The sequence below is a fragment of the Falsihalocynthiibacter sp. S25ZX9 genome (assembly GCF_041205405.1).
GTDB classification, from domain to species: Bacteria; Pseudomonadota; Alphaproteobacteria; order Rhodobacterales; family Rhodobacteraceae; genus Falsihalocynthiibacter; species Falsihalocynthiibacter arcticus.
Genome location: NZ_JBGFCD010000120.1, coordinates 1 through 344 on the forward strand (window position 1 = coordinate 1; position 344 = coordinate 344).

At 52.0% G+C, this 344-nt stretch carries 1 protein-coding gene; it reads left to right on the plus strand.

Going from position 1 to position 344, the window contains the following annotated elements:
* Positions 1–344 (plus strand): ABC transporter permease subunit (locus AB9F29_RS21550; protein ID WP_369757208.1); only part of this gene is annotated, 344 nt, incomplete at both ends.

The window sequence follows — 344 nt, forward strand, 5'->3', positions numbered from 1 at the left end:
CTACCTGATCCCCGCGATCATGTTATTTGGGATTACAGCCACTGCAGTTGTAGGCTCGATCTTTATCTTCGCAATGGTTCCGCTGACCCGCTATACGATCGAAGGGCTGCGCACCGTGCCGCACGAAATGACTGAGGCTGCCGACATGGCCGGTGCAACCCGCATGCAGAAGTTGGTAAATGTCCAATTGCCTTTGGCTCTGCCAACTATTGCTGTTGGGTTTAACCAAGCTATCATGTTCGCCTTCTTTATGGTCATCATCGCGGCCTTCATTGGCACCCAAGATTTGGGACAAGAATTGCAACGCACTCTGGCGGGAACGGACCTTGGAAAGAACTTTGTCC